This is a genomic window from Chryseobacterium sp. FG46 (assembly GCF_057809135.1).
On the sequence record NZ_JBMDJJ010000002.1, the window covers coordinates 285,917 to 308,336 of the forward strand.

22 protein-coding genes are annotated in these 22,420 nt (G+C 36.3%); 14 read left to right on the top strand and 8 right to left on the bottom strand.

The window, feature by feature from the left end; translation table 11 throughout:
- The first annotated feature begins 207 nt into the window (after window positions 1–207).
- The 5 genes from ACODR7_RS02750 to ACODR7_RS02770 all read left to right on the top strand — a co-directional run bounded on the left by ACODR7_RS02750 (window position 208) and on the right by ACODR7_RS02770 (window position 6,455).
- A complete protein-coding gene (locus ACODR7_RS02750) occupies window positions 208–3,903 on the top strand; it encodes a phosphoribosylformylglycinamidine synthase (protein WP_488837091.1) in 3,696 nt (1,231 codons plus the stop codon).
- On the top strand, window positions 3,884–4,297 hold the full coding sequence (locus tag ACODR7_RS02755; protein WP_488837093.1) for a barstar family protein: 414 nt from the start codon (window positions 3,884–3,886) through the stop codon (window positions 4,295–4,297). The genes ACODR7_RS02750 and ACODR7_RS02755 overlap by 20 nt, the downstream gene beginning before the upstream one ends.
- Before the next feature lie 441 nt (window positions 4,298–4,738).
- Window positions 4,739–5,368: an SGNH/GDSL hydrolase family protein gene (locus tag ACODR7_RS02760; RefSeq protein ID WP_488837094.1), complete on the top strand. Its 630-nt coding sequence runs from the start codon at window positions 4,739–4,741 to the stop codon at window positions 5,366–5,368.
- The gene (locus ACODR7_RS02765; protein ID WP_488837096.1) at window positions 5,368–5,700 is read left to right on the top strand and encodes a gamma-glutamylcyclotransferase family protein; all 333 of its coding nucleotides are present in this window, start codon (window positions 5,368–5,370) and stop codon (window positions 5,698–5,700) included. Before ACODR7_RS02760 ends, ACODR7_RS02765 begins: the two co-directional genes overlap by 1 nt.
- Before the next feature lie 296 nt (window positions 5,701–5,996).
- The gene (locus tag ACODR7_RS02770) at window positions 5,997–6,455 is read left to right on the top strand and encodes a GyrI-like domain-containing protein (protein WP_488837098.1); all 459 of its coding nucleotides are present in this window, start codon (window positions 5,997–5,999) and stop codon (window positions 6,453–6,455) included.
- Between the two features lie 150 nt (window positions 6,456–6,605).
- Here the strand turns inward: ACODR7_RS02770 and ACODR7_RS02775 are convergent, their stop codons facing one another.
- Window positions 6,606–6,962: a diacylglycerol kinase family protein gene (locus ACODR7_RS02775; protein ID WP_488837100.1), complete on the bottom strand. Its 357-nt coding sequence runs from the start codon at window positions 6,960–6,962 to the stop codon at window positions 6,606–6,608.
- Window positions 6,963–7,146: 184 nt separating this feature from the next.
- Between ACODR7_RS02775 and dnaN the strand changes: the two genes are divergently transcribed.
- From dnaN to ACODR7_RS02800, 5 genes are all read left to right on the top strand, one after another.
- The gene (gene dnaN, locus ACODR7_RS02780; protein ID WP_034699704.1) at window positions 7,147–8,277 is read left to right on the top strand and encodes a DNA polymerase III subunit beta; all 1,131 of its coding nucleotides are present in this window, start codon (window positions 7,147–7,149) and stop codon (window positions 8,275–8,277) included.
- Between the two features lie 353 nt (window positions 8,278–8,630).
- A complete protein-coding gene (locus ACODR7_RS02785) occupies window positions 8,631–9,461 on the top strand; it encodes an AraC family transcriptional regulator (RefSeq protein ID WP_488837102.1) in 831 nt (276 codons plus the stop codon).
- A gap of 63 nt (window positions 9,462–9,524) precedes the next feature.
- Window positions 9,525–10,142, top strand: a complete 618-nt coding sequence (locus ACODR7_RS02790) for a DUF417 family protein (RefSeq protein ID WP_488837104.1) — start codon at window positions 9,525–9,527, stop codon at window positions 10,140–10,142.
- Between the two features lie 207 nt (window positions 10,143–10,349).
- Entirely contained in the window at window positions 10,350–12,752 is a 2,403-nt protein-coding gene (gene pheT, locus ACODR7_RS02795; protein WP_488837105.1) for a phenylalanine--tRNA ligase subunit beta, read from the top strand.
- A gap of 527 nt (window positions 12,753–13,279) precedes the next feature.
- Window positions 13,280–13,690 (top strand): META domain-containing protein, encoded by a 411-nt coding sequence (locus ACODR7_RS02800; protein ID WP_047433591.1) that lies wholly within the window; start codon window positions 13,280–13,282, stop codon window positions 13,688–13,690.
- A gap of 49 nt (window positions 13,691–13,739) precedes the next feature.
- Here ACODR7_RS02800 and ACODR7_RS02805 read toward each other — a convergent pair whose 3' ends face one another.
- The 7 genes from ACODR7_RS02805 to ACODR7_RS02835 form a co-directional block, all read right to left on the bottom strand.
- Window positions 13,740–13,979: a DUF8828 family protein gene (locus ACODR7_RS02805; RefSeq protein ID WP_002977986.1), complete on the bottom strand. Its 240-nt coding sequence runs from the start codon at window positions 13,977–13,979 to the stop codon at window positions 13,740–13,742.
- A gap of 45 nt (window positions 13,980–14,024) precedes the next feature.
- A complete protein-coding gene (locus ACODR7_RS02810; RefSeq protein ID WP_170872097.1) occupies window positions 14,025–14,921 on the bottom strand; it encodes a 3-hydroxybutyryl-CoA dehydrogenase in 897 nt (298 codons plus the stop codon).
- Between the two features lie 10 nt (window positions 14,922–14,931).
- Window positions 14,932–15,342, bottom strand: coding sequence for a hypothetical protein (locus ACODR7_RS02815; RefSeq protein ID WP_488837106.1), 411 nt, complete (start codon window positions 15,340–15,342; stop codon window positions 14,932–14,934).
- Between the two features lie 31 nt (window positions 15,343–15,373).
- Entirely contained in the window at window positions 15,374–16,252 is an 879-nt protein-coding gene (gene bla-A, locus ACODR7_RS02820; RefSeq protein ID WP_488837108.1) for a CGA/CIA family class A beta-lactamase, read from the bottom strand.
- Between the two features lie 68 nt (window positions 16,253–16,320).
- Window positions 16,321–18,051, bottom strand: coding sequence for a cellulase family glycosylhydrolase (locus ACODR7_RS02825; protein WP_488837110.1), 1,731 nt, complete (start codon window positions 18,049–18,051; stop codon window positions 16,321–16,323).
- Between the two features lie 41 nt (window positions 18,052–18,092).
- Window positions 18,093–18,827 (bottom strand): hypothetical protein, encoded by a 735-nt coding sequence (locus tag ACODR7_RS02830; RefSeq protein WP_488837112.1) that lies wholly within the window; start codon window positions 18,825–18,827, stop codon window positions 18,093–18,095.
- A gap of 1 nt (window position 18,828) precedes the next feature.
- Complete coding sequence (locus ACODR7_RS02835; RefSeq protein ID WP_488837114.1) at window positions 18,829–19,791, bottom strand: Gfo/Idh/MocA family protein; 963 nt, start codon at window positions 19,789–19,791, stop codon at window positions 18,829–18,831.
- 134 nt (window positions 19,792–19,925) lie between these two features.
- Between ACODR7_RS02835 and ACODR7_RS02840 the strand changes: the two genes are divergently transcribed.
- From ACODR7_RS02840 to ACODR7_RS02855, 4 genes are all read left to right on the top strand, one after another.
- Window positions 19,926–20,573: a hypothetical protein gene (locus ACODR7_RS02840; protein ID WP_488837116.1), complete on the top strand. Its 648-nt coding sequence runs from the start codon at window positions 19,926–19,928 to the stop codon at window positions 20,571–20,573.
- A 101-nt stretch (window positions 20,574–20,674) separates the two neighbouring features.
- Window positions 20,675–21,325 carry a protein-L-isoaspartate(D-aspartate) O-methyltransferase gene (locus ACODR7_RS02845; protein ID WP_110366870.1) on the top strand — a complete coding sequence of 217 codons (651 nt, stop codon included), beginning with the start codon at window positions 20,675–20,677 and terminating at the stop codon, window positions 21,323–21,325.
- Between the two features lie 360 nt (window positions 21,326–21,685).
- Window positions 21,686–21,874, top strand: coding sequence for a hypothetical protein (locus ACODR7_RS02850; RefSeq protein ID WP_488837118.1), 189 nt, complete (start codon window positions 21,686–21,688; stop codon window positions 21,872–21,874).
- A gap of 101 nt (window positions 21,875–21,975) precedes the next feature.
- Window positions 21,976–22,269 carry a hypothetical protein gene (locus ACODR7_RS02855; RefSeq protein WP_488837119.1) on the top strand — a complete coding sequence of 98 codons (294 nt, stop codon included), beginning with the start codon at window positions 21,976–21,978 and terminating at the stop codon, window positions 22,267–22,269.
- Window positions 22,270–22,420: the final 151 nt, after the last annotated feature.

The window sequence follows — 22,420 nt, forward strand, 5'->3', positions numbered from 1 at the left end:
AAAAACTGACACTGGTACTCTGAAAAATATCTGAAGAATGATGTAACCTGATTCTGTCTTTATTAATTTGAGATTGTCGCATCAGCGATGTGACAATTATAGAAGGATTTTTTTAATGCTTTCCTCTGTTTCTGAAGATGGTTGTCATGCAATGGATATAAAAAATGAAAATAAAAAATAAATCTAATATTAAAAATCTGACATCTAATGTCTAATAACAAAAGAATTTTCGTAGAAAAAAGAGGAATTTTCGATGTTGAAAGTCCAAAAATTTTTGATGAAGTAAAAGCGGTTGTCCCGGCAGTTCAAAGCGTGAAAGTATACAATGTATATGATATTTTCAACCTGAATGACGGAGAATTTGAAAAAGTGGTGAACAATACTTTCGTTGACCCTGTTACTGATATTTTACACACAGAAAACCCTGCAAAAGCTATTCATTTCGGAATGGAATTTTTGCCTGGTCAGTATGATCAGAGAGCAGATTCTGCACAACAGTGTATCGCTTTGCTGACAGAAAATGAAAAATCAAAAGTAAGAAGTGGAAAGCTGATCGAATTTGAAGGAGTTTCTGAATCAGATCTGGTTAAAATCAAAGACCTTCTGATCAACAAAGTAGAATCTCAGGAAAAAGACTTATCAATTCTGGATATTCCTGCAGAAGAAGCACCGTCAAAAGTAATCATCCATGAAAACTTCATCAATTTCAATGATGCGGAACTTGAAAATTTCTACAATAATCATGGTTTTGCATTAGGATTAGACGACTTGAAATTCATTCAGGATTACTTCAAAACTGAAGAGAGAAATCCTACGGAAACAGAATTAAAAGTATTAGACACGTATTGGAGCGACCACTGCCGTCACACCACTTTCGAAACACAGTTGTCAGACATTCAGTTTGAAGGTCAGTTCAAACACACATTGGAAACGATCTTCAATGATTATATCGAAAAAAGAAAATTCTTAGGCCGTGAGCTGAAGCCCATTTCATTAATGGATCTGGCAACAGTATGCGGTAAATATTTCCATAAGACAGGAAAACTGGATAATCTTGTTATTTCTGACGAGATCAATGCATGTACCATTCAGATTGAAGCAGAATACGACGGTAAAAAAGAGCCTTGGTATTTATTATTCAAAAATGAAACGCATAACCACCCAACAGAAATTGAACCTTTCGGAGGAGCATCCACTTGTTTGGGAGGTGCGATCAGAGACCCGTTATCCGGAAGATCTTTCGTTTTCCAGGCGATGAGATTAACAGGTGCCGCAGATGTTTTAGAATCTGTTGACAAAACTTTACCAGGAAAATTGCCTCAGAAAACCATTACAAAACAGGCTGCCAACGGATATTCATCTTATGGTAACCAGATTGGTCTTGCGACTACAATGGTTTCTGAAATCTATGACGAAGGCTACAAAGCCAAAAGAATGGAAGTAGGTTTCGTTACCGGAGCAGTTCCTGTAGACTGGGTAAGACGTGAGAAGCCTGAAAATGGGGACTCAATCATTATCTTAGGAGGAGCAACAGGCCGTGACGGAGTAGGAGGAGCAAGCGGAAGTTCAAAAGAACAGGACGAGACTTCAATCCATACCATGAGTTCTGAAGTTCAGAAAGGAAATGCGGTGGAAGAGCGTAAAATCCAGAGACTATTCAGAAATCCTGAAGTAACGAAGCTGATCAAAAAATCAAACGACTTCGGAGCAGGAGGAGTTTCTGTAGCAATTGGTGAAATTGCAGACTCTTTAGAAGTAAACCTGGATGTATTACCATTAAAATATGAAGGATTAAACGGAACCGAGCTGGCTATTTCTGAGTCTCAGGAAAGAATGGCTGTGGTAGTAGATCCTCAGGATAAAGAAAAATTCATCAAATTCTGTGAAGCTGAAAACATTGTTGCCGTAGAAGTAGCAAAAGTGACAGATTCCGGAAGAATGCAGATGTTCTGGAAAGGAGACAAAATTGTAGACCTTTCAAGAGCTTTCTTAGATACCAACGGATGTTCAAAATCTCAGGAAGTGAAAATCACTCACCTTGAAGAAGTAAAAGAAGAAACAAAAGCTTTCACAGCAGAAAACTTCCTGAATATCTTAAAAGATAAAAACGTAGCTTCCCAGAAAGGATTGCTTGAAATGTTCGACTCTTCAATTGGAGCAACAACAGTAGCAATGCCTTTAGGTGGAAAATATCAGCAAACCTTAATGGAAGGAAGTGTGCAGACACTACCAGTTTTAGGAGCAAAAGACATTAAAACCGTTTCTCTGGCAAGCTGGGGATTCGATGCTGAAATCTCAAAACAAAACTCACTGTTAGGATCATCTTATGCTGTAGTAGAGAGTGTTGCAAAGATTGTAGCGATGGGAGGTGATTATAAAAACATCAGACTTAGCTTCCAGGAATACTTCGAAAAATTAGGACAAAATCCTGAAAAATGGGGGAAACCTTTAGCTTCACTTTTAGGAGCTTATGATGCACAGATCAATTTAGGTCTTGCAGCGATCGGAGGGAAAGATTCGATGAGTGGAACCTATCAGGATCTGAATGTTCCGCCAACCCTGATTTCCTTTGCATGTGCTAACGGGGACAAAGAAAATATCATCTCTCCTGAATTGAAAAATGCAGGAAACAAATTATATTTCTTCAATCATACTGCTCAGGAGAGCGGACTTCCAAACTATACTGCTTTAAAAGAAATTTTTGAATTCATTTTCGAAAACATCAAAGCAGGAAAAATTGTTTCTGTGAAAACAGTGAAAGAAGGAGGTCTTGCCGTAGCTTTAGCCAAAATGAGCTTCGGAAACAGATTAGGTGCAGAAATCACTGCTGACGAAACTGTTTTATTGGCGAAAAATATCGGTAGCTTGATTATTGAAGCCAACGAAGAACTAAGCTCTGTAAATCTTCAGTTGATTGGAAATGTAATTGAGGATGAAATTTTGATCATCAATAATTTCAAATTTCAAATTTCAAATCTCGAATCCAGTTTTACTGGTACATTCGAAAACCTTTTCCCGACAGTAGAAAAAGAAAAGATTACGGTTGAAATTGATGCAAAACACAACTCTGTCAACCCAAGAAATATCATCATTAAAAAACACGGAATTGCACAGCCGAAAGTTTTTGCTCCGGTATTCCCGGGAACTAACTGTGAGTATGACACGCTGAATGCATTCCAGAAAGAAGGCGCTGTAGTAAGCAGCTTACCTTTAATCAATATCAATCACCAGTTACTGGATGAAAGCATTGATGCATGGGTAGAAGAGATCAGAACTTCCCAGATTCTGGCATTCTCCGGAGGTTTCTCCGCAGGAGACGAGCCGGATGGTTCTGCAAAATTCATTGTTAACGTTCTGAAAAACGAGAAGATGAAAAATGCAGTACACGAATTATTAGACAGAGACGGGATGATCATCGGGATCTGTAACGGATTCCAGGCATTGGTGAAATCAGGATTACTACCGTACGGAAGAATCAAGGATCTTGATGAAAATTCTCCAACGTTAGCTCACAATGCCATCAGAAGACACATCTCTCAGATGGTTACCGTAAAAGTAGTGAATGACGAAAGCCCTTGGTTAAAAGGAATGAAAGGACAAACTTTCACCATCCCGATTTCCCACGGAGAAGGACGTTTCATGGCTTCAGAAGAAGAAATCAGGAAATTGTATGAAAACGGACAGATTGCCACCCAATACATTGATCTTGATGAAAACATTGCTCACGGAATGCCGTTCAACCCGAATAACTCATTATTCGGAATCGAAGGAGTTACCAGTCCATGTGGAAAGATCTACGGAAGAATGGGACACCCGGAACGTTTTGCTGAAGGTCTCATGAAGAACATACCAACCGCGAATTATCACAATATATTCAAAAACGGTGTTGAATACTTCAAATAATAATACAAGAAAAATGATCGTCATCCATGGCGGTCATTTTTCGTCTTTAGGAGGTTTCTATGAAGAAGTTTCCAATGTTCTGATGAAAGATGTGGATTGGAAAGTAGGAACGTTGGATGGTTTCGATGATATTCTCTACGGAGGTTTCGGAGTATTTGAAAACAAAGAAGAAATTGAAATCATCTGGAAAGAATCACAGAAATCAAAAGAAGATCTGGGCTTTACTGCCACCCGTGAATTCTATGAAAATAAAATCAGAGAGGGAAAACCTTTCAACATAGAATTAATTCAGCAGAAATTAGACGAATTGATTGAAGGAAAAGGACAAACGCTTTTTGAAATCCTGATTGAAATTATAGAATCACATACGAATATTACGCTGAAACTGGAATGATGAGTAATGAGTAATGAGTGGAGATTTTTAAATGTTGATATTTTACAGCTAGCTTCATCAATCAACTTGTTGATTCATTCTTTGCTTCCTTGAATCAACATACTCACAATAAAACCTTTGCGTCAAAAAAAGAATACATTATTTAACCATTAAGAAGAATAAAGATTGTAATAAAAGTTAAGATTCATCAATGATGAATAAGGTAGGCTGCTTCATAATAGCTTTAGCTTTTATCTTAATCAAAAACCTTATTGGTTCAAATCACTTTGTTTAACTAGAGTATAAATTGACCTATTGCTGAGTGAAACGTCCCTTGCGAACGAAAAAATAAAATTAATATAAATACTTTGCACCTTTTGCGTTAAAACTATGCAAGTTGAGAGATAGTAATAATTTTTCTTTCTATTTTTACTTCAACAAAAAGGAAACAATAGAAGTTGAATGAAGAAAATTATGTACGGGCTGTTCTTCGGTGACAGCATTACCTATGGAGAATATGACGGCGTTTTTGGAGGTTGGGTAGATATTCTGAAAAGATATGCCCTGCAGAAATTTCATGAAGGAAACGGAGATGAACTGATCCTGTTCAATCTTGGAATAGGAGGAGAAACCACAGAAGGATTACTGAAAAGAATGCCTCACGAATTAAAAGCAAGAAATTCAGCTGATGGAAATATTGTTTTTCTAAGTTACGGAGCCAATGATCTTGCGGTAAAAGATGGAGCACAGGTCGTAGATCCTGAAAAATTTAAAAATAATATTAAAGAAGCTGTAGCACATGCCAGACAGTTTTCCAATGAGATTTATCTAGTAAGTATTCTCCCTTTTTCTCAAGAGATAGATGGAGTAGTGGTAAGCTCCGGGAAAAAGAGAATCAATGAAGATGTAGTGCTTTATAATCAGATTCTGAAAGATATTGCAGCTGAAGACTCATTGGGATATATTGATTTTTATTCTGCTTTTCTGATGGATAAAGAGATTCTGCTTTCCGCAGACGGTGTACACCCCAACGAAAAAGGCTATGGAATGATGGCCGAAATCGCAATTCCAATCATTGAAAAATATTTATAATGCCTAATTTATTTTCTTACGGAACCCTGCAGAAAGAGCAGGTTCAAATGGAAACCTTCGGAAGACATTTGCAGGGTGAAAAAGACACTTTATCAGGCTACAAATTAAGTATGCTTGAAATTACAGATCCTGAAGTCCTTCGGAAAAGTGGTCAGCAATACCATCCCGTACTTGAATTTTCAGGAAATGATAATGATGAGGTAGAAGGAGTGCTTTTTGAGGTGACAGAAGAAGAAATCCTTCAGGCAGATGAATACGAAGTGGATGATTACAAAAGAATCGAAACCGTTTTTAAATCTGGAAAAAAAGGGTTTATATATGTCGGGAAATAGTCATTCCGAGCAAAGCGAAGCAATCTCAAATAAGAGTTAGAAATATGACTCAAATGATTTTATGAGGGATATAATTCCAACGGTCTCTTTGTCATTCCGAGCAAAGCAAGGAATCTACGCTTGAATGTTCTCTCGCAGATTTCGCTAATATGACCAATTTAATATTCAATAGAAGTGGGCTTTAGCCCACTTATCTTATAAATAAATCCATTGGCTTTAGCCCAAATTTAAAAAAACTACTGACATACCCTTGTCACAACCTGTCCTTATATTTGTACTACAACAAAAATCAAGAAATGAATAACGTGAAAGTGGAACCTTTTAAGGTTATCGGTATTTCAGTAAGAACTACCAATGAAAACGGACAGGCAGGAAAAGATATTCCGGTATTATGGGAAAAAATGATCAGCGGGAATATTATCAATTCAATTCCAAATAAAATAGACAATACCATTTATTCTATCTACACGGATTACGAAAAAGACCACACAAAGCCTTATACAACAGTGCTAGGATGTAAAGTAGAAAACCTTAACTATATTCCGGAAGGAATGACAGGTTATTCTTTTGATGGCGGAGATTATCTGAAATTTACTACAAAAGGAGATCTTTCAAAAGACTTAGTAATCAATGAATGGTTAAAAATCTGGAATATGGACTTGGACAGAATATTTACTGCCGATTTTGAAGTGTATGGAGAAAAAGCACAAAATCCGTCAGACGCAGAAATTGACATTTTCATCGCTGTGAAATAAAAGATGAAAAAATAAAATATCTCTAATCTTCACAAATTTAGAACCGAAGGACTAAACAGTCCCCTCCTCCGGAGGGTGTCAAAAATTATTTGAATTTTTGACGGGGTGCTCTAAAACTCCCAGCTCCCAGCTTCTTTTCTTTCTTCCAGCTCAGCTGAAAACATATTTCCCATACACCAGAATCCCAACAATCACCGATGCAATAGCCGTAAGAACTACAGCACCCGCTGCAATGTCTTTAATAAACCCAATTCTTTTGTCGAAATCAGGTTGAACGATATCACAGATCTTTTCAATAGCAGTATTGAAAATTTCAGCACTTAGGACAGCAAATGAGGCCATAAGAACTAATGCTGCATCCGTATAACTTAAATCGAAATAAAAAATAAAGAAAAGGTTGATGAAGAATATCAGAAGCTCAATCTGGAAATTTCGTTCCGTCTTTATCATCATGAAAACACCCCGGAAAGCAATGAGAAAACTTTTATGGATAGGAGGTTTTTGCATGATTTTGAACTTTTAACACAAAGATAGTCTTTGTATTTTGATAAAAAAATGAATCTCTGAAGAAATACAGGCATAATGTCAAGGCTCAAAACAAATTAAGGATCTTTGTGAAAAACTCCTCCATATTATTCTTTTCTTTGTTGTATCTATTTATTATATTTGTAGAAACTTATTTTATAAATCTATGAAATTTATTATTTCAAGTGGTGAACTGCAGAAGGCTTTGCAAACTGTAAGTGGCGTAATATCAAGCTCTCAATCGAGACCGATTTTAGAAAACTATCTTTTTGAATTAGACGGAAATAATGTTACCATTACAGCATCTGACGGCGAGACAACTCTTGTTACTTCTCTAGAAGTAAAGTCTGATGATACAGGTAAATTTGCTGTTCCTGCTAAAATTTTTCAGGATTTTATCAAGACATATGGTGAACAGCCTCTCACATTTGTTGTAAAAGACAATGCCGAAGGTACTGGAAGCCAGCTTGAGATTTTAGATGAAAAAGATAATTTCGCAGTAGCATTAGACAATGCTGATGACTATCCTGAATTGCCTGAATTCGACGCTTCCCAAAGTGTAACAATGCCGGCAGGAGTTTTGTCTGAAGCGTTGACAAACACACTATTCGCTACAAGTAACGACTCCCTTCGTCCGGTAATGACAGGAGTTCTTTTCCAGTTTGGAGAAAACGAAACCAATTTCGTTTCTACAGACTCCCACAGATTGGTGGTGTACAAAAGAGCAGACCTTATGAATGCCGAGCCGATGGAGTTTATCATGCCTAAAAAGCCTCTTAACATTTTCAAAAATATTCTGGCAAGTTCCAACGAAGACGTTACCATCGACTTCAATGAGAATATGGCTAAATTTACTTTTGGTAAGCATATCTGGATCTGCAGACTGATAGACGGAAAATATCCGAACTATACAGCGGTAATTCCAAAAGAAAACCCGAATGTATTAACCATCAACAGAAATCTATTGTTAGGAGCTATTAAAAGAGCATCTATCATGTCTAATAAATCTACCAACCAGGTTAGATTCAAGCTTTCCGGTAATATTCTTCACCTTCATGCAGAAGATACTGAATATGCAAACAAAGCAGACATGCAGATCCCTTGCGACTACAACGGAGAAGATATCAATATCGGATTCAGTTCAAAATTCTTAACGGAAATGCTGACGATCTTAGGATCAGATGATATCACGATGAAAATGTCTCAACCTAATAGACCAGGGATCATTGAGCCTCTTGACGGTCTTGAAGAAAATGAAAATATCTTAATGTTGTCAATGCCGGTAATCGGATTGTAACATTAACATAACATATACAAAAAAGCCGGAATTTTCCGGCTTTTTTGTAATTCTACCATCCGACTCATAGTTGTAAATATCTGAATCGACTTAGGAATCAGGAGCGTTAAGAAAATTTGAATGTAATCCGTCAAAAAATGTCCTCTGTCTGAGCATTGGACGAGACTTTGAACCGAAGAAGAACCAAATGATCCATGCGAGTTTGGAAATTTTAGGAATACATTCCAATTTTTAGCGGATGATTCCCGTCTTGAACTTTTGTATACTTTTGCTTCAAGGTAAAAGTATAATAAGAAAAAAATGTTGATACAATTGTGAATCATTAGCGTCATTAGTGTTTAAATTAACTCATCATGGAAATAAAAATACAGTCTTATCATACCTCAGATTTTCCCTCAGAATTGACTACGGAAAACTACAGTGTCATTCTGTGGAAAGGAGCTGGTATTTTTTCTGTAGATGCTATTAATTATTCTTATGGCGGATATAATATTCTGTTTCTTTCTCCTTATCAGAAGTTGAAACTGGCTTCGGAATCGGAGGAAAACATCCATATACTTTTCTTTCATGGGGATTATTATTGTATAGAGTATCACAAGGAAGAAGTGGCATGCAACGGGCTTCTCTTCAATAATATTTATCTGAATCCTGGAGTTGGGTTGTCAGAGAAAAACTACCATTATATTCTTGAACTTTTTAATCATATCAAAAAAGAAGAATCTGAGAAACATCCTTTTTCTGAATCCATTATCAAGACTTATATCCAGTTAATTCTGGCTATTGGAAGCAAACAGAAAAGCACTATTGAAAATACCTTGGTTTCTAGCGAAAAGCTTCCCAATAAAAATGCGGCAGAATTTCAGAAACTGCTGGAATCCCATTTTAAAGATGAAAAAGAACTGTCATTTTACAGTGATAAACTGAGCATTACAAATAATACCTTAAGCAAGGCAGTAAAGAAAGAATTTGCCAAAACACCCACACAGCTTATCAATGAGAGAATCATTCTTGAATCTAAGAAACTGCTTCATTTAACCTATCGGTCTGTCAAGGAAATTGCCTCAGAACTGGGATTTGCAGATGAATTCTACTTCAGCAGGTATTTCAAAAAAGCGGTAGGGTGTTCTCCAAAAAATTACAGAGAAAAAGTAGGGATCTCTGTAGTGGCGAAAATGTCCATGTAATGTCCTGAAATATCTATGTTGGCGCTGTAACCATGTGAATACCTTTGGTGAAAAATAAATCACATGAAAAACAACAGACTTTACCAGCACCTCTTGCAACTGGATGCCTATCTTTTCAACTTTCTCAGAATTTCAATTTTCATCGTTATGGCCTGGATTGGAGGCCTGAAGGTATTTCATTACGAAGCCGACGGAATTGTCCCTTTCGTTGCCAATAGCCCTTTGATGAGTTTTTTCTACAAAAATGCAGATCATAAAGTTTTCAATGAAGATAAAAAGCTTGTTGCAGAATATACTCTGTATAAAAATCCGGAAGGAAAAGTGGTTCAGAAAAATATTGACTGGCATCAGGAAAACGGAACATATGTCTTTTCCTACGGTTTAGGGATAATGATCGTTGTAATAGGAGTTATGGTATTACTGGGGATTTGGTTTCCTAAAATCGGAGCTGTTGGAGGTGCTTTAACATTTTTAATGTCATTCGTCACGCTATCATTCCTGATAACAACGCCGGAAGTATATGTACCCCATCTTGGTGGAGATTATGCAACACCTCAGTCTGGGTTTCCATATCTGTCAGGAGCAGGACGTTTGGTTTTGAAAGATATTATCATGATGGCCGGAGGGTTGGTGTTATTTTCAGACAGCCTGAAGAAGGCAGTAAGACCGTTGAGGCATTAGATTCCCAAATCAGCAGCTGAAAGATTAACGAAAATTTATTATCTTAAAATCGCTTCTAAATTTCTCTATTTCTCAAAAAAACACGACATTTGTAGCTCGAAAAATCATACCGGAATAAGGCGTGGAATTTCAAATAAAAGTTTCAAAATAGAACAGGTGAAATCTTAAAACTCATCTGACGAATTAAATAAGTAGATAGATTAACAAATGAAAATATCAAACAACTGGCTGAAGGACTTTGTAAAAACGGAATCAAAAACTGAAAGAATCGGTGAATTCCTTACAGATATTGGTCTTGAGGTTGAAGGGATAGATAAATTTGAAAGTGTAAGAGGCAGCCTGGAAGGAATTATTGTAGGTAAAGTTTTAACTTGCGAAAAACATCCTAATGCTGACAAACTGAAGAAGACAACTGTAGACATAGGAAACGGAAAGGTGTTGAACATTGTTTGCGGAGCTCCTAATGTAGAAGCTGGACAAACTGTTCCGGTAGCCGTTGTCGGAACTAAAATCTATGACAAAACAGGAAACTTTTTTGAAATTAAAGAAGCCAAAATCAGAGGAGAGGTTTCTCAGGGAATGATCTGTGCAGAAGATGAACTAGGTCTTAGTGAAGATCACGGAGGAATCATGGTACTGGATGAAACCCAATATGAAGTAGGAAAAAATTTTGCTGACTATTTTGAACTTACCAATGATGAAGTATTTGAAATCGGATTAACGCCGAACAGAACAGATGCTATGTCTCACTATGGTGTTGCCAGAGATTTACATGCCTATCTTTCTACAAACCAATTGAAGTCACAATTTAATAAAGTAGCTTCTGAAGTTTTGAATAACGAGGGAACTCATGATTTTAAACTCGAAATTGAAGATGCAGAATTGTGTCCAAGATATATCGGAGCTGTGATTGAAGATGTAAAAGTTGCAGAATCACCATCCTGGTTAAAAGACAGACTGAAAGCGATCGGATTAAGCCCGATCAATAATGTTGTAGATATTACGAATTATATTCTTCACGGATACGGACAGCCGCTTCACGCATTTGATGCAGATAAAATTGCAGATAAGAAAGTGAAAGTTGGTGTGGTAAAACCGGGAACGAAATTTACGACTTTAGATGGTGTTGAAAGAACATTGAATGGTTCTGAAATCATGATCAAAGACGGTAAAGATAAGCCAATGTGTATTGCAGGAGTATTCGGAGGTGAGAACTCAGGAGTATCTGAAACTACAAAAACAATATTCCTTGAAAGTGCTTACTTCAACCCGGTTGCTGTAAGAAAAGGAGCTAAAGCGCACAGCTTGAATACCGATGCTTCTTTCAGATTTGAAAGAGGAGTAGACCCGAATCTTACAAGAACAGCGATCACTCATGCTATCAAAATGATTCAGGAAATTGCTGAAGGAAAATTAATAGGGGAGTTACTGGAGGAATATCCTAAGAAAATAGAGGACAACTATGTGATCCTTAGATTCTCTAAAATTGAGCAGATTTTAGGCACAAAAATTCACAGAGAGAAAGTAAAAGAAATCTTAAAAGCATTGGAAATTCAGGTTTTAAATGAAATTCCAAACGGTTTTGAAATCTCTGTTCCTGCTTACAGAGCAGATGTAACAAGAGAAATTGATGTGATTGAAGAGATCTTAAGAATCTACGGATACAATAAAATTGATGCTCCACAGAAGTTTTCATTTACGCCGGTTAAACTGAGTACTAACGATCAGGATGAGCTGGAAAACAGCTGGGCAAGAACTTTACAGGGGCTTGGTTTCAATGAAGTGATGAACAACTCATTAACTTCTGTAAAAGATGAAACAGATGCTGTAAAGCTATTGAATCCTTTAAGCGGTGATCTGGCATTCATGAGAAAGTCTTTATTAGAAGGACTTCTTCAGAATACAGTATACAATATCAACAGAAAGAATCAGGATATCAAGTTCTTCGAATCAGGAAAAATTTATCACAAAAAAGATAAATACGAAGAAAGAAAACAATTAGCTTTATTGGTTTCAGGAAGAGATGTTGCCGAAAACTGGCTTCAGCCAAAATCTGCGGTAAGCTTCTATAATCTTAAAGCCTATGTAAAAGTTTTATTGGAAAGACTTGCTGTCGATTATAAAGAAGTTGCTTTGTCTGATGAAAGATTCTCTGATGCACTGGCATATGAAGTTGATGGTAAAGCATTGGTGAGAATTGGAAAAGTATCTCCGGCTTTATTAAAAGACTTTGATATTGATCAGGAATGTTTCTATGCAGAAATTGAACTGGAATATGCTCAGGAACTTCGTTCTAAAAATCAATTGAAATTCAAAGACATTCCGAAATTCAATAAAATAAGAAGAGACTTAGCTTTACTGATTGATAAAACGGTAAACTATCAGGACTTATATCAGGCGGCTAAAAAGAACAAATCTCCATTCATTAAGAATATTAATCTGTTCGATGTGTATGAAGGTAAAAATCTTCCTGAAGGTAAAAAATCTTATGCAATGAGTTTTGAGCTGTTAAATGAAGAAAAAACTCTTGAAGAAAAAGAGATTACAGAAGTAATGGATTCTCTGATCAAAGCTTTCCAGAAAGAATTCAACGCGGAGTTGAGATCTTAATATTTGAAAATACATTTTATTAATAATAGGAACGGACTTTTTTAAGTCCGTTTTTTTGTTTTATTGCTTTGTTGTCAGGCTTGGGTTAAAGCCATTGGTATGTTTGTGTTTTAAACAAACGGGCTGAAGCCCGTTCATATTGAATCGCATTAGTGATATTAGTGAAAATATTAGTGTTATTCGTGTTAAAATGGAAATCTTGTATAAAAACAATCTATCCACAGTCTTTGTCACTCCGTAGGAGTCTCACTATATTTTATAAACCAATTATAGTATAGATTCCTTGCTTTGCTCGGAATGACAAGGGGATAGTATTAAAATTTTATCGGAGATAAAATCTTTGGGTCTTAAACCTGCTGCATATTAAGAAATTTGCGTCTTTGCGTTTTCCAACTTATGACCGTATAATAAGATCTTTTGCCCGGAAAATTATTCAAAATATCAACTGTTAAAGAATAATAAAATTCATGGTAACCCGTTTAAATAATATAATTTCCGTAAATTTGGGTTAATTCAAAAAGAAAAAAATGAAAAATCTTTTTTTAAGTATATGTACAGCTGCAGTTTTGGCTTCATGTGGATCTATGACAAGCCCGTCTGCATCTAAAGTGGGAAAAGCTCAGCCTGCTCTTGCCAGCACAAAATGGACTTTGGCTGAAACGGTAAAAGGTAAAGTTCCAACATTGAATATTGAAGGAGAAAAGATCACTGGAAATGCAGGATGTAATAACTATTTCGGAACGGCTACAATTGATCCGTCTACAGGAAGTTTTACAGCCGGACAAATGGGATCCACAAAAATGATGTGCAGCAACATCGGAGTAGAGCAGAATTTTATGGATATGATGGGAAAAGCTAATAAATATGTGGTTTCCGGAAATACTTTAGAATTGTACAAAGACAATCTTTTACTATTGAAATTTACTAAATCAGAATAAAAAAACAAAAGGAACTCTATTGAGTTCCTTTTTTATGTTTAGAGTGTTATTAATCTTCCTCTTCTTCGTCGTACTTAGCCAACTCTTCATCGCACCATTTGAACGCTGCTTCAACTACTTTAGTAGCCTCGTCTGCCATCGTTTCTTCATCATCACCTTCAAGATCATCTAACCACTCAACTTCTTCTTCCTCAACGTTTAAGATAAATCTTGGATATTCTGTATGAACCACGAATAGATCCTCTGGAAATTCCGAATTATCTGCTAATAAAAACTTTGGTAATTTCATTTTTTTAATGTTTTAACTTTCTCAAAGATAATTAAAATTATTGATTTAAGATGACTTCAAAAACATTTTTGAAACTTTTTCAGCTTTTTTGCTTTCAGAATAATCATAGAACCCTTCTCCTGATTTTACACCCAGTTTTCCGGCTGTCACCATATTGACAAGCAATGGGTTCGGAGCGTACTTAGGATTTTTGAAACCGTCATACATAACGTTCAGAATAGCAAGACATACATCAAGACCAATAAAGTCTGCCAGCTGAAGCGGACCCATTGGGTGAGCCATCCCCAGTTTCATTACCGTATCAATTTCTTCTACACCAGCCACTCCGTTGTAAAGTGTCTCGATAGATTCGTTAATCATTGGCATTAAAATTCTGTTCGCCACAAAACCAGGATAGTCATTCACCTCTACAGGAACTTTACCCAAAGTTTTACTCATTTCATAAATGGCATCAAAAGTCTCTTTAGACGTAGAATATCCTTTGATGATTTCTACCAGTTTCATAATAGGAACCGGGTTCATGAAGTGCATACCGATTACTTTATCAGCTCTTTTAGTAGCTGCAGCAATTTTTGTGATAGAAATAGAAGAAGTATTGGTTGCAAGGATACAGTTGGCAGGAGCCAGCTCATCCATCTGACCGAAGATCTTCAGTTTAAGATCAAGGTTTTCAGTAGCAGCTTCTACAATAAGATCAGCAGATCCTGCAGCATCGTTCAATGCTGTGAAAGTAGTGATGTTGCCTAAAGTTTCAGCTTTTTGCTCCTCTGTAAGATTTCCTTTTGCAATGATTCTGTCAAGATTGGTAGTAATGGTTTTTAAACCTCTGTCCAAAGCTTCCTGGGATACGTCTACAAGATTTACTTTGAAACCGCTTTGTGCGAAAGTATGTGCAATACCATTCCCCATGGTTCCCGCTCCGATAACTACAATGTTTTTGATCATTTTTCCTTTATTTTTTATAGATAGTTAAATTTTTTACCTCCGTAAGGTCAGATTGTGTGACAACAGCTGTTGAATCAAAAGAAACATTTCCTACACTCTGACTTTTTTTACTGTTGTTCTGGTTGGAAACAGTAGCCGTTAAACCTCTTATCAGTCGTTTTTTTTGATTCTTTGTAAGAAAGTCGGTGCCAACATATAATGTATATTCACCTTCTTTTCCCATCCCTTTTTGGATCAGGACTTCCAGGCTTTTTATCTGGCTTTTATTTTTGAATTCTTTCAGAAAGCTCATCACAGGCTTATCAGATGCAGGGCCACAGCATACACTTCCGTAGCTGATCTCTAAATAATTCTGATTCTTCTGCGAATAAAAGAATGTAAAAGCAAAAAGAGCCGTTGTTATTATTATTTTTTTCATGTTAAATCGCTTTAAAAATAAGCTTAATATTTTATTTATTAAAATTATCCCAAACGATCTTCGAAATATCGGAAACCATTCTCGTATTTACCCTTTCTGTTTCTATGGAATTGCTTACAAATACGGCAATTGCGTAATGTTTTCCGTTGGGTAGGGTAATGATTCCCATATCGTTTTCTGCTACTGTAAGAATGTTATCGGGCTTTCCGGAAGAGCCTGTTTTATGGGCAACAGGTGTTCTTTTGGGCAGCTGTTCCACAATTTTATTAGTTCCTGTTGTGGTAGCGAGCATAATTTGCATTAAGAAATCTGTGGATTTTTTGGAAAGTAATTTTCCGTCATAGAATTTTTTTAAAAGTGCTACTGTGGAGTTGGTGCTGCTTTCATTTCCATATTGATTTTTCCAGTCTTTATGCATATCATCCTCAGTATACTTAATTTGAAGGTCTTTCACCCCTTTAGAATCCATAAATTGCTGAACAACCTTGGGGCCTCCTATAAGTCTTAAAAGAAAATCACAAGTGTTATTATCACTCTGAGCTACTGTATACTTAATAATTTCTCCTAAAGAAAGCTCAATATTCCCTTCCGGATATTTTTCGCGTAAAGGAGACCACGTATTTTCAAGTAAGTCGGATTTTTTTATTAAAAATTTCTGATCTGTTGAAAATTTGCCTTTGTCTGCCATATCCAGCACAGTACTGACCAGGTGGAATTTGAATACACTTAGCAAAGGGAGTTTTTTATCACCGTTTTTGCTGTATTTAAAGTTACTTTCAAAACTCAGAACAGATACTCCTACGGTAGCTTTTTTATCCTTTATTATTGAATTTATTTTTTGATCCAGAGCTGATTTCTGAGCAGAAGCAAATGCCGAAACCAAAAGAAGAACAAATGTTATTTTTTTCATAGAAATGCAGTTAAAATAAATCCCTTTTAGAAGCCTAAAAGGGATTTGCAATTTAAGATAAATTCTTGTTATTTCAACTCAAAATAATTAAGGTTCGCCCCATCATTTTCGAAGACAATTCTGATTTTGTTTTCTCCTTTCTGTAAGGTGATATTTTGAGCTGAAACCGTTTTCCAGTTTTCATTTCCTCCTGTTGATGCAAGTGAAACCGTCGCTAAAACTTTTCCGGAAGCTGTTTCAATTCTTATTTTAGAAGGATTAGCCGCCGAATATCTGATGTCTGCTGCATAATTTCTGTCTCCTTTGGACTGAACCGTGTACTGAAGCCATTCTCCGGTTTCTGTTTTTCCTACATAATATTGGTTCGTAACCTTGTCGTTACATTTGTAGATATCTACACCGTCATTTCTCATCTGCTGTCCGGAGTTCCATTCTGATCTTTTAGCCGGATCACTTACCCAGAGATCAATGAAATCCTTATCAAGATAGGCAGACCCCATTCTTCCCAGATCATATTCCGAAGCGAATATTCTTCCCGGTGCCTGATGGTTTCTGAACGGTTTTGTAGAAGCATCCGTAATCTGCCTGAACATGGCATCAATCACATCTCTTTTAATCTCCGTGTTATTTAGTTTATAATTATCAGCAATCTGTAGTAAAGCTTTTTTAGCATACTCTTTAGAAGGCTTTTCACCTCCGTTTTTCCAGTAATCCAATAATTTTTCATATTCAGGCGTGATTTTTACATTGGTAACTCCTGCAATATTATCAATCTTTTTCATTGGCCAGAAGGCGTACCCAATGTTGTGTTTGCCCAAAAGCTGAATCAGCTCAGTAAACCATACATTGGAATTCTCACCGGTTTCCCCAAGCCATATCGGCATATTGTGCTTCTCTCTCAGATCCAGGGCAAATTGAAGGGTTTGATCATCATTGTAATTCCAGTATTTATGAAAGCTGAAAGCCATATTGTTATCCCAGATTGCCGGAAGTCCGTTATAATTATTTCCCCATCCGTTTCCTTCAATGAAAATAATATGTTTTTTATCCACCTCTCTGATGGCTGCTGTAATATCTTTCTGAAGCTTCCAGAGCGGAGCATTGGACATTTCATCCGTACCATTGGGGTTCTTTCCTGTGAAATTAATATTAGGTTCATTAATAAGATCATACCCTCCAATCCATGGATTGTCTTTATACCTTTCCGCCAGTTTTTTCCACAGCGCTACAGTTTTTCTCTGATTCTCTTCATTGGCCCAAAGTGAAGGCTTGGATTTATCATTATCAGAAATGTTAGCGTCATTTCCCTGACCTCCGGGAGCGGCATGAAGATCCAGTATCAAATATATTTTGTTATCGGTGCACCATTGAAGAAGATCATCTGTCATTTTAAAACCTTCCTCCAGCCACGTATCTTTTCCTTTTACAGGCTCTTTTTCAATAGGCAGGGTATAAAGATTGTAATGCATCGGCAATCTTATAGAATTGAATCCTGCTTTGGCCAGAAAGCCGATATCCTGCTTTGTGATTCCGTTTTTCAGATACGCTTTGTAGAACTCATTCATTCCGTCTTCACCAATCAACTCCGCAATTTTCTCCTTAATCTTATACTGAGGACCAGCAAAATCAGCAGTTTTCAGCATATATCCTTCCTGAAGCATCCAGCCACCCAGCCCAAGGCCTTTCAACTGAATATCTTCACCTTTATCATTAACGATTTTCTGTCCCGAAGTCTTCAGTAATTGTGATGTCCCGAATTGAGACAATAAAAGTGCGGATAATAAAATGGCTCTTTTCATAGTAGTTTCAATGGCTTAAAATAATAGGAATTTTTTAGAAATTAGTCATACTGAATGTTGGCATCATAGTAAGAGTCTACATTCAGACCATTTATTCTGCCAGGAATCCATTGCGTATGTAAAACAAAATCTTTCAATTGTTTATTGAATTGTTTTTCAAATATATTGTTTTTTTTGTTTTGAAATTCACTTTTTACTGATAAATCCTTAATTTCTCCGTTTTTAGTAATAATAAAAGAAGCTGAAGTATAGGAATAAAACTTTTCCTTTTTTGTACTATATCCTTGGGGAGTAGGAAATTTTTTTAGGTAATCAGTTTGCAGCTTTTCAAACTGATTGTCTGTGGTTGAGTTAGGATAGCGCGAAATATTATCGCATTGTTCATATGAAAATATTTCATCGGGATTATTTTTTATAAATAATTGTTTCGCCGTAAAACGCAATGAGTCTATAAATTTCTTTCCAAATCTTTTTAAAATAAGTCTGTTCATCTCGATTTCCCGGCAGTTTTCATACTGATCATTCGGAAATCTTACGCAAGATATGGGAATTTGCTGCGTTTTTATATGATTCTTGTTCAGAAGCTCTATAAATTCCTTTTCACCCAGATAATCATAGCCTAAGCCTGAAAAATTGGTCCAGGTATACTTTTTATAATTGAAATCATTTTGTGCCTGCTTTTTTTGATCATCACAATCTATCTCATAACCATTTTTTTTTTGATTACAAGATAGCATTGTGATTGCTGCCAAAAATAGTGCAGACTTTATTTTCATGTTAACTGATCAGTTTCATAATCTCTAAAGCCACCTTCAACGCTTCAGTTCCGTCTTCAAGGGAAACTTCTACATTTTTGTTGCCCGTAATGGCATCTGCAAAAGAGTTTAATTCATCCAGAATAGCATTGTTAGGCTGGATATTCGGATATTCAAACAGAATCTGGTTCTTTTCTCCCTCTGCATTTTCAATAATCATATCAAATGGAGTAGGGGTTTCAGGAGCATCCTTCATTCTGATTACTTCAGCCTTTTTCTCAAGGAAATCAACGGAAATGTAAGCGTCTTTCTGGAAGAATCTGCTTTTTCTCATCGCCTTCATAGAAATTCTGGAAGTCGTAAGGTTGGCAACGCATCCGTTTTCAAACTCTATTCTCGCATTGGCAATATCCGGAGTTTTGCTTACTACGCAAACGCCGCTTGCATGAATATTTTTTACTTTAGATTTAGCAATGCTTAATAAAATGTCAAGATCGTGAATCATAAGATCCAATACTACGGAAACATCCGTACCACGTGGATTAAATTCTGCCAGTCTGTGGATTTCAATAAACATCGGATTGCTGATATATTCCTTGGTAGCAATAAAAGCCGGATTGTATCTTTCAACGTGTCCTACCTGTGCTTTGATTCCTTTTTCCTGGCACAAACGAAGAATTTCTTCTGCCTGTTCAAGAGTCTGGGTTACCGGTTTTTCAATAAAGAAATGAAGGCCTTTTTCAATGGCTTTTAAAGCATAGTCATAATGATAAACAGTTGGAGTGACAATATCAAGCATGTCAATCTGCTCAAGCAATTCATCAAAATTTTCAAAATATTGATATCCGAATTCGGCTTCTAATTTCTTTCCGTTTTCAACATCTTTATCATGAAAACCTACAAATTCATATCTATCTGACTGATTAAGAAGTTTTAAATGTATTTTTCCCAAGTGTCCGGCACCTACCAAACCTGCTTTTAACATAGCTGTATTAAATTTTTGTAAATATAGTGAATGTACATTTATAAAATACATGACTTTTTACTTGGAAATGCACTAGATTAAAGTCATCCATTCATTAAAGAAATTACAGTAAATTAACGGTCTGAAAAATAACGATGAAAAGAATAATTTCGATTGTACTCATTGCTGGATTATCTACTGCAGCATGTATAGGAGATAGTCCGTATGACCCGCAGGCTCAATGTGGAACACCAACAAATCTGATATTTGAAAAAGGGAATAACCAGCTTTCCTGGAGCTTTATCAGCCAGGGCGAAGGATATTACGAAGTGCAGTATGGAGAGCAAGGTTTCACTTTGGGAAAGGGAACTACAGTGGTTACCTACAAAAATTCCTATAGCCTCCCGCTCTATCAGAATAATAAATATGATCTTTATGTGAGGAAAAATTGTGGAATAGACAATGGACGAAGTAACTGGGCGGGACCTATTACTGTTTTGGCGGGTAATACGACAACTTGTGTACAGCCAGCGTATGCAACTTATACCAAAACAACTTCCTCCGCGCTTTCTTCTACTTTTGATGCTGCGGTATCCTGGGATAACGATGGCGTTTCTGCGTATGAAACTGTTTTGACGATAAGTTCTGCGCCACCTGCGAGTGGACAATTAGCAATGACAGGCCAAAAAGCCGTCTACACGGGATTAAGTAAAACCCAGACCTATAACTTTTTTGTCAGAAAAAGATGTGCTGATAATACCTTTAGCGCGTTTTACGGACCTTATCCTATAAAATGGAATTAAGTAACAAGAATAAAGCTGTCACTTTTTGATTGCTTCTTTTTTGTGGATAATTCTTTGCTGCAATTTCTGAAATCTAATTTCTAATTTCTTACTTTTGTCAAATGCAGGATTCGTTTGTACATAAAGGAAAAAGAAAGATTTTAGTTGAGTATCTTCGAAACAGGATTGGAATTTCAGACGAGAATGTACTTTCGGCAATGAGTGAAGTTCCGAGACACCTTTTTATCGAAAGTATTTTTGAAGATTTTGCCTATGAAGACAGAGCATTTCCCATTCTGGCACATCAGACCATTTCCCATCCTTCCACGGTAGCGGAACAGTCTGAACTGCTGAAGGTAAAACCAGGTGAAAAAGTATTGGAAATCGGAACAGGATGCGGATACCAGACTGCCGTTTTAATGGCGATGAAAGCTCACGTATATACTGTAGAAAGGCAGAAAGATCTGTTTGATTTTTCCAAAAAGAAACTCAGAGAACTTCATCTGTTTCCAAAATTTCAGAGTTTTGGAGATGGTTTTGCGGGACTTCCCACTTTTGCTCCTTTCGATAAAATCATCGTAACCTGTGGTGCTTCCACACTGCCTACAGAACTTTTAAAACAGCTGAATATAGGAGGAATAATGGTGATTCCATTAGGACCAACGGATGAGCAGGTTTTATACAGATTTACCAAAGTAGGCCCTACAGAATTTGAAAAAGAAGAATTTGGAGCGTATAAATTTGTTCCGATGCTTGGTAATACGAATCAATAGTAAGAAGATTTCTAAAGAGTGTGTTATTCTGAATGCAATGTAATGAAGAATCTCATACAGCTTAGTCAATAAGATTCTTTCTCAGTCAGAACGGCAAAAGCCAGATAATTTGACTTTTAGAGAACCTATTTTCAAAAATAAAATTCATCTGTTTTAATCAAAATTTAAAATCTTTTAATCCATTTCGGAATGAAAATTGATGGAATTAAAGCCCTCTGTATAAATCACCATCACAAAAAATAAATAGATCTTGAATCAAACATTCAGATGAAAAGAGATAATTTTTTTAATATTAAAGTTCAATAACCTTACTTTTTGCGAGTGAGGTTTTTTTATTTAAAATCATTAAATAACAGTACAATGAAAGTTTTTATCAATAAAAGAATTCCGGAAACAGGAATTGAAATGCTGAAAGAAACGGGTCTGGATGTTGCCCACCCGGAACTCATATCTGAGGAGAATCTTTTTTTTGGATTTTCTGCTGCTGAAGCCCGAAACGGGATGGCGGGGATGACCGAAGGAAGTATTATCGCTATTGAAAGAAAATGAGAAAATGCCGCATTGTGCAAATCCTGAAGTATATTCTGATTATTCAGCATAACTTGGAATTATTTTTGTTTTAAGTATGTAAACCCTTAAATAACACTATCATGATACCGGAAGACAATATTAATGAACAAAACAGAAAGCTGGAACAGATGGATTATAATCCTGATGAAGATATTTTTCAGAAAGAAAAACATATTCCGCTTGATGGGGACGGAAATCCTATTCTGAATGAAGATTTTGATAAAGATAAAATAGATAAAGGCTTAGACATCCCCGGAGCTGAGGACGATGATGAAATGGAAGAAATAGGAGCAGAAGATGAAGAAAACAATTACTGGAGTCTCAGTGATAATGAAGATGACCATGAAGAAGAAAATGATGATGTTTTAACCTAAAATTTGACGATACAAAAACAAGCCTTATTGAATTTCAGTAAGGTTTTTTATGTTGAATAACGACTCATATGGGTCAGGGCAATTCCCCTCCCTCGGACTATCGTGTGGACACATCTTTAAAGATTTTGTAAGCTTTGGCTATATCTTTAAA

What these genes read in the sequence shown, in the direction of transcription:
- ACODR7_RS02845 (WP_110366870.1), top strand. Translation starts at nt 20,675, where the DNA reads ATGCAGGATTCGTTTGTACATAAAGGAAAAAGAAAGATTTTAGTTGAG.
- pheT (WP_488837105.1), top strand. Translation starts at nt 10,350, where the DNA reads ATGAAAATATCAAACAACTGGCTGAAGGACTTTGTAAAAACGGAATCA.
- ACODR7_RS02775 (WP_488837100.1), bottom strand. Translation starts at nt 6,962, where the DNA reads ATGCAAAAACCTCCTATCCATAAAAGTTTTCTCATTGCTTTCCGGGGT.
- ACODR7_RS02855 (WP_488837119.1), top strand. Translation starts at nt 21,976, where the DNA reads ATGATACCGGAAGACAATATTAATGAACAAAACAGAAAGCTGGAACAG.
- ACODR7_RS02805 (WP_002977986.1), bottom strand. Translation starts at nt 13,979, where the DNA reads ATGAAATTACCAAAGTTTTTATTAGCAGATAATTCGGAATTTCCAGAG.
- ACODR7_RS02840 (WP_488837116.1), top strand. Translation starts at nt 19,926, where the DNA reads ATGAAAAGAATAATTTCGATTGTACTCATTGCTGGATTATCTACTGCA.
- ACODR7_RS02825 (WP_488837110.1), bottom strand. Translation starts at nt 18,051, where the DNA reads ATGAAAAGAGCCATTTTATTATCCGCACTTTTATTGTCTCAATTCGGG.
- dnaN (WP_034699704.1), top strand. Translation starts at nt 7,147, where the DNA reads ATGAAATTTATTATTTCAAGTGGTGAACTGCAGAAGGCTTTGCAAACT.
- ACODR7_RS02815 (WP_488837106.1), bottom strand. Translation starts at nt 15,342, where the DNA reads ATGAAAAAAATAATAATAACAACGGCTCTTTTTGCTTTTACATTCTTT.
- ACODR7_RS02790 (WP_488837104.1), top strand. Translation starts at nt 9,525, where the DNA reads ATGAAAAACAACAGACTTTACCAGCACCTCTTGCAACTGGATGCCTAT.
- ACODR7_RS02800 (WP_047433591.1), top strand. Translation starts at nt 13,280, where the DNA reads ATGAAAAATCTTTTTTTAAGTATATGTACAGCTGCAGTTTTGGCTTCA.
- ACODR7_RS02765 (WP_488837096.1), top strand. Translation starts at nt 5,368, where the DNA reads ATGCCTAATTTATTTTCTTACGGAACCCTGCAGAAAGAGCAGGTTCAA.
- ACODR7_RS02830 (WP_488837112.1), bottom strand. Translation starts at nt 18,827, where the DNA reads ATGAAAATAAAGTCTGCACTATTTTTGGCAGCAATCACAATGCTATCT.
- ACODR7_RS02850 (WP_488837118.1), top strand. Translation starts at nt 21,686, where the DNA reads ATGAAAGTTTTTATCAATAAAAGAATTCCGGAAACAGGAATTGAAATG.
- bla-A (WP_488837108.1), bottom strand. Translation starts at nt 16,252, where the DNA reads ATGAAAAAAATAACATTTGTTCTTCTTTTGGTTTCGGCATTTGCTTCT.
- ACODR7_RS02760 (WP_488837094.1), top strand. Translation starts at nt 4,739, where the DNA reads ATGAAGAAAATTATGTACGGGCTGTTCTTCGGTGACAGCATTACCTAT.
- ACODR7_RS02835 (WP_488837114.1), bottom strand. Translation starts at nt 19,791, where the DNA reads ATGTTAAAAGCAGGTTTGGTAGGTGCCGGACACTTGGGAAAAATACAT.
- ACODR7_RS02770 (WP_488837098.1), top strand. Translation starts at nt 5,997, where the DNA reads ATGAATAACGTGAAAGTGGAACCTTTTAAGGTTATCGGTATTTCAGTA.
- ACODR7_RS02750 (WP_488837091.1), top strand. Translation starts at nt 208, where the DNA reads ATGTCTAATAACAAAAGAATTTTCGTAGAAAAAAGAGGAATTTTCGAT.
- ACODR7_RS02785 (WP_488837102.1), top strand. Translation starts at nt 8,631, where the DNA reads ATGGAAATAAAAATACAGTCTTATCATACCTCAGATTTTCCCTCAGAA.